This window comes from Dietzia sp. DQ12-76 (assembly GCF_014145045.1).
In the GTDB taxonomy this organism is placed as follows: Bacteria; Actinomycetota; Actinomycetes; order Mycobacteriales; family Mycobacteriaceae; genus Dietzia.
In genome coordinates this window covers 1-6,597 of record NZ_JAALDV010000508.1, presented here as the reverse complement: position 1 = coordinate 6,597, position 6,597 = coordinate 1, and the positions used below count along the sequence as shown (strand labels likewise).

The 6,597-nt window shown below is 68.2% G+C and carries 4 protein-coding genes; 2 read left to right on the top strand and 2 right to left on the bottom strand.

All coding sequences use genetic code 11. The features are described from left to right. The first annotated feature begins 242 nt into the window (after window positions 1-242). Entirely contained in the window at window positions 243-4,118 is a 3,876-nt protein-coding gene (locus tag G6019_RS15720; RefSeq protein ID WP_231750278.1) for a multifunctional oxoglutarate decarboxylase/oxoglutarate dehydrogenase thiamine pyrophosphate-binding subunit/dihydrolipoyllysine-residue succinyltransferase subunit, read from the top strand. A gap of 93 nt (window positions 4,119-4,211) precedes the next feature. Here G6019_RS15720 and G6019_RS15715 read toward each other — a convergent pair whose 3' ends face one another. Beyond that, entirely contained in the window at window positions 4,212-5,126 is a 915-nt protein-coding gene (locus G6019_RS15715) for a glycine betaine ABC transporter substrate-binding protein (RefSeq protein ID WP_107756741.1), read from the bottom strand. A gap of 177 nt (window positions 5,127-5,303) precedes the next feature. On the opposite strand from G6019_RS15715, the gene G6019_RS15710 reads away from it, so the two are divergent. Further along, a complete protein-coding gene (locus tag G6019_RS15710) occupies window positions 5,304-6,371 on the top strand; it encodes a magnesium and cobalt transport protein CorA (protein WP_234414825.1) in 1,068 nt (355 codons plus the stop codon). Here the strand turns inward: G6019_RS15710 and G6019_RS15705 are convergent. Beyond that, window positions 6,372-6,597: suppressor of fused domain protein (locus G6019_RS15705; protein WP_182628002.1), on the bottom strand; the 226-nt coding region annotated here is incomplete at its 5' end.

Below are 6,597 nucleotides of genomic sequence, written 5' to 3'. Positions count from 1 at the left end.
CCGCCGGTATCGGCGCCGCCGTGGGCGGCTGGGGTAACCGGCGGCTGGGCCGGACCGTCGTCAACGCGGCGGCGGCCACCTTCGGCACCCCGCCCGACAGCTGGCCCACGAGCTGAGCGCCGTCCATCCGGACGCCGCATCCCCCTGTCAGGTGAGATCGGAAGGCCCCGAACGCGCGGAAGGTCTAGCCTGGGTCCATCGCGTGTGAAACCCACCACAAATCAGGAAGGCACCACAACATCGTGAGCAAAACCGTCTCACAGTTCGGACAGAACCAGTGGCTCGTCGACGAGATGTACGAGCGGTTCTCCAAGGACCCCTCCTCAGTGGACGAGTCCTGGCACGAGTTCTTCGACGCGAACCCCGGGGCAGCCACCGGCCGCGATGCGTCGAAGGGCTCGTCCGGAGCCGGGCCGGCGTCGGACGGGGGTGACACACGCACCGGTGGGAAGAACAACGGCGACGGTAGCGGTGGCGGGAAGAAGGGCAAGAAGGTCTCCGCCGACGCATCCGGGGGCGACAACGCCACCCCCGACGCCAACACCCAGAAGACCTCCGAACTGACCGTGGCCGACGTGTCCCCGGAGTCCTCGGCGAAGGACGTGGCCGCCAAGCCCGCCGACGACAGCACCCCCGCGCGCAAGGCCCGCGGTCAGGGCGTGCCCGCCCCGGTCCGGTCGACCGAGAAGCGCAAGAAGGACGACGCCCCGGCCGCGAAACGGACCACCAGACCCGAGTACGCACCGCCGGAGGAGCCCGAGAACAAGGTTCTCCGCGGCCCGGCGAACGCCATCGTCAAGAACATGAACGCGTCGCTGTCGTTGCCCACGGCCACCTCGGTCCGTGCGGTCCCGGCGAAGCTGATGATCGACAACCGGATCGTCATCAACAACCACCTCAAGCGCACGCACGGCGGGAAGATCTCGTTCACCCACCTCATCGGGTACGCCATGGTGCAGGCCGTCAAGGCCTACCCGAACATGAACAACTACTTCGAGGAGATCGACGGCAAGCCCAACGTCGTCACCCCGAACGGGATCAACCTGGGCCTGGCGATCGACATGAAGACCAAGGCGGGGCGCACCCTCGTCGTGGCCGCCATCCGGAACTGCGAGAGGCTCGACTTCCGCGGCTTCCTCGACGCCTACGAGGACATCGTCTCCCGCGCCCGCGTCGGCAAGCTGACGATGGAGGACTTCTCGGGCGTCAGCATCTCCCTGACCAACCCCGGTGGTATCGGCACGGTCCACTCGGTCCCGCGTCTCACCCCGGGGCAGGGCGCGATCCTCGGCGTCGGCGCGATGGAGTACCCGGCGGAGTTCCAGGGTGCGAGCGACGAACAGCTGGCCAACAACGCCATCGGCAAGATCACCACGCTCACCTCGACCTACGACCACCGGATCATCCAGGGGGCGGAGTCCGGCGAGTTCCTGCGCGAGATCCACCGCCTCCTGCTCGCCGACGAGTTCTACGACGAGATCTTCGACGTCCTGGGCATCCCCTACGAGCCGGTCCGGTGGCGCCAGGACATCACCGACCCGCGTGTGGACAAGGACGCCCGCGTCCTCGAGCTCATCGCGGCCTACCGCGACCGCGGTCACCTCATGGCGGACATCGATCCGCTGGACGGTCGGCACGCCCAGCGTCGGCGGACCTTCCATCCGGATCTCGACGTCAACTCGCACGAGCTGACCCTCTGGGACCTGGACCGGAAGTTCTCCGTGGGCGGGTTCGTCGGCAAGGACAAGATGCGTCTGCGCGACGTCCTCTCGGCGCTCCGCGCGGCGTATTGCCGCAAGATCGGCATCGAGTACACCCACATCCTCGAGAACGACCAGCGTCAGTGGATCCAGGACCGGCTCGAGGGCGTCGACGACAAGCCGACGGTCGCCGAGCAGAAGTACATCCTGTCGAAGGTCAACGCCGCCGAGGCGTTCGAGACCTTCCTGCAGACCAAGTACGTCGGTCAGAAGCGCTTCTCGTTGGAGGGTGCGGAGTCGGTCATCCCGATGATGGACGCCGTCATCGACGAGGCCGCCGAGTTCGCCCTCGACGAGGTCGTGATCGGGATGCCGCACCGCGGGCGTCTCAACGTGCTGGCCAACATCGTGGGCAAGCCCTATCGCCAGATCTTCACCGAGTTCGAGGGGAACATGGACCCCTCGGCCGCTCACGGCTCCGGGGACGTCAAGTACCACCTCGGCGCCGAGGGGATCCAGTACCAGATGTTCGGGGAGAACGAGATCAAGGTCTCGCTCACCGCCAATCCGTCGCATCTCGAGGCCGTCGACCCCGTCCTGGAGGGGATCGTGCGCGCCAAGCAGGACCTCATCGAGGACCCGGAACGGCGCGCGGAGTACCCGGTCGTGCCGCTCATGCTGCACGGTGACGCCGCGTTCGCCGGACAGGGCGTGGTCGCGGAGACCCTGAACCTCTCCCAGATCGACGGCTACCGCACGGGCGGCACGATCCACATCGTCGTCAACAACCAGATCGGCTTCACCACCGCGCCGGAGGCCGGCCGGTCGAGCCAGTACGCCACGGACGTGGCCAAGATGATCGGCTCGCCGATCTTCCACGTCAACGGCGACGATCCCGAGGCCTGTGTGCGGGTGGCCCGGTTGGCCATGGACTTCCGCCAGCAGTTCAAGAAGGACGTCGTGATCGACCTCGTCTGCTACCGCCGCCGCGGGCACAACGAGGCCGACGACCCGTCGATGACGCAACCGCGGATGTACGAGGTCATCGACGCCAAGAAGAGCGTCCGGCAGTCCTACACCGACGATCTGGTCGGCCGCGGCGACATCACCGAGAAGGAGGCGGAGAACGCCCTCCGCGACTTCCAGGGGCAGCTCGAGCGGGTCTTCAACGAGGTCCGTGAGCTCGAGAAGCACCCGGTCAAGGCCTCCGAGTCGATCCTGCCCAACCAGCCGCTGCCCAAACGCCTGGTGACGGCGGTGGACGAGTCGGTCATCCACGCCATCGGCGACGCCTTCGGCAACCTGCCGGAGGATTTCCACATCCACTCGCGGGTCAAGCCGGTCTACGAGGCGCGCCAGAAGATGGCCTACAACGGCAACATCGACTGGGCGTTCGCCGAACTGCTGGCGATCGGCTCGCTGGTGCAGGAGGGCCGGACCGTGCGTCTGGCCGGGCAGGATTCGCAGCGCGGGACCTTCACGCAGCGCCACGCCGTGGTGGTCGACAAGACCACGTCGGAGCCGTACTCGCCCCTGCAGAACCTCGAGGACGCCGAGGGCCGCTTCGAGGTGTGGAACTCGGCGCTGACCGAGTTCGCCGGCGTCGGGTTCGAGTACGGATACTCGGTCGGGGACCCGGAGGCGCTGGTGTTGTGGGAGGCCCAGTTCGGCGACTTCGTCAACGGTGCCCAGACCATCATCGACGAGTACATCTCCTCCGGCGAGGCCAAGTGGGGCCAGAAGTCCTCGGTCACCCTCCTCCTCCCCCACGGACACGAGGGCATGGGACCGGACCACACGTCGGGTCGCATGGAGCGTTTCCTGCAGCTGTGTGCGGAGGGGTCGATGACGGTCGCGCAGCCGTCGACACCGGCGAACTACTTCCATCTCATGCGTCGTCACGCCACGGACGGGATCAAGCGTCCGCAGATCGTCTTCACCCCCAAGTCGATGCTGCGCAACAAGAAGGCCGTCAGCGCCCTCGAGGACTTCACGACGGGCAAGTTCCGCTCGGTTCTCGACGATCCCACCTTCGTCGACGGTGGTAAGGACCCGGAGAAGGTCACGACCATGCTCCTGGTCTCCGGCAAGCTCTACTACGAGCTGGCGGCCCGCCAGGAGAAGGAAGGCCACGAGCACATCGCCATCGTGCGGCTCGAACAGATCCACCCGATCCCGTTCCGCCGACTGCGCGAAGCGCTCGGGCACTACCCGAACCTCTCCGAGGTGCGGTGGGTGCAGGAGGAACCGGCCAACCAGGGCGCGTGGAGCTTCCTCGCACTCAACCTGCCGGAGGTCATCCCTGAGTTCCCCGCGATCAAGCGGGTGTCGCGGCGGGCCATGGCCGCCACGTCGACCGGGCTGAGCAAGGTCCACGCGGTCGAGCAGAAGGCGCTCGTGGACGAGGCGTTCGCCTGATCGTCGCCGGGGGGTGAACCCCGGCGACGATCAGTCGCCCCCCACCGGGGCACTGGGTCCGCCGCCCGGAGACGGGCGGCGGCCCGGAGCAGGTCAGTAGTCGTGGGAGTCGAGCCAGAAGTCGGCGAGAGCGGTCGGGGTGGACGTCCCGAACTCCACCCCGAGCAGCAGTTCCCGGACGTCGTCGGTGGTCAGCTCTCCGCTGATCCGGTTGACCAGGGCCAACTGGTCCTCCGAGAGCGAGCCCTTGCGGAACACCGGGACGAGGTGTTGGGCCAGGATGGCGTCCTCGTCGTCGTCCAGCACCACCATGTCGTCGGGATACAGCACCGGGTCGGTCGACTGGACCAACCCCACCCCGATCTCGCCCGCCCGCAGCGCCTCGAGGACGGCGCGAGGGTTCGGCCCGAGCGCCACCCGCCGCCCGAACCCGCAGTCGTACGTCCCGCCCACGGCGGTGGCCAGCTCTCTGTCCGCGAGCGCCTCCTGGCGTGCGCCCAGCGTGAACTCGCCGCACCGGCTCTCGAGGTCGGACATGGTCCGTAGACCGCGGGTCTGCGAGGTGTGCCGGGTCACCACGTACACGGGGGCGTCCTCGGCGGGAGCCGGGTCGGCCGCGGTCACACCCTCGGGCAGGGCCGCCATCATCGCTCTGTACACCTCGTCCGCGTCGACCGCCGTCGACTGGGGATCGAAGGAGCGCAGCAGTTCCCCGGTGTACCCGATGGTGAAGGTGGCGTCCCCGGTCGTCACCGACTCGAGAACCTCGGCCTGGCTCCCGGACTGCGACCGGATGGTGGCCCGGGAGCCGGAGCGCAACAGCGCGTTGCCGTAGATGTGGCCGACGATCTCGGCCTCACCGAACGAGGCGGTCTCGATCACCACCACCGGATCGGGCTGGTGGGCGGGGATTATCGAGGACTGCGCCTGGCATCCGCTCAACCCCACCACGGCGGCCCCGGCGATCGCCAGTGCCCGTACCCCGGCCCCGTCCCCCGTCCGCCGCACACGACCACGTCCTTCCTCGTCACGTCCGCACCAGACGGTGCGACACTGTCCACCAGTGTCCCAGCAGCACCCTAACGGTCTCGTCTGGAGGTCCGACGCCCGATAGGGTCGGGGCAACGATCGAGGGGAGCCCAGGTGCCCAGTGTCCGGAGACTGCGGAACACGACGACCCTTCCCGTGCCCACCCCCTCGGGTCCGGCCGTTCCCGCCGAACGCGCGGTGGTCGGCTGCGGTGTCTACGTCGACGGTGTCCGCGAACAGGGGCATGTCACCCATCGGACCGCGATCGAACGGGTCCGGGAGACCGGGCGGGGTTTCGTGTGGATCGGCCTCCACGACCCGGACCGGCATCAGATGGACACAGTCGCGTCGGCGTTCGGTCTGCACGAGCTGATCGCCGAGGACGCGACCAGCGGGCGGCAGCGACCGAAGCTGGAGGCCTACGACGACACCGTGGTCCTGACCATGTCGACTGTCGAGTATCTCGAGCACCGGTCGGTGGCGGACGCCACCGATGGCGGCGAAGTCACCGGCATCTTCGACACCACGGACATCGTCTCCACCGGTGAGATCATGGTGATCCTCGGCCGTGATTTCGTCATCACCGTCCGTCACGGCGACATCCCGGCCCTGTCCGGCCTCCGCGCGGAACTCGAGGGCGCACCCGAGAGGTTGTCCCGAGGGCCCGCGGTCGTGATGCACGCCGTGGCCGACCGTGTGGTGGACGGTTACCTCGAGGTCGCCGAGAGGATGAGCCGGGAGATCGACGATCTCGAGATCGCGGTGTTCGCCCCGCGCACCCCGGTCGGCATCGAGCAGATCTACGTCCTCAAGCGCGAACTGCTCGAACTCAAGCACGACATCGCCCCGCTGGCCCTCCCTCTGCGGCACCTGTCGGTCGAGCACGTCGACCTGATCCCCTCCGAGGTGCGGCACTACTTCCGCGACGTCCAGGACCACCACACCCGGGTCGCCGCCGAGGTCACGACCCTCGACGAGCAGATCACCTCTCTGGTCCACGCCGCCATGGCGATGATCGGCGTCCAGCAGAACACCGACATGCGGCGGATCTCCGCGTGGGTGGCGATCGCCGTGGTGCCCACGATGATCGCGGGGATCTACGGCATGAACTTCACCAACATGCCCGAACTCCGGACCGAGTACGGCTACTACGTCGTGCTCGGCGTCATGGCCGCCGCGTGCACGGCGTTGTTCCTGCTCTTCCGGAGAAACCGCTGGCTGTAGTCAGCGCGCCAGGCCCGGGTTCACCGCTCGGCGCGCGGGGTCGGTCACGTCGATCCCGGCCTCGGTCCACGCGTCCTCGAGTTCCCCGGCTCCCTTGAGCCGCACCCAGGCCGCCTCGGTGTGGGTCACCGGGACCGCCCGGAAGATCCTCACGGGCGCGGCCTCCCCGCGCAGCTCGACGTCCGGGACCTCGGGCGCGCGCAGGACGACGGCGGTGAACGCCGCG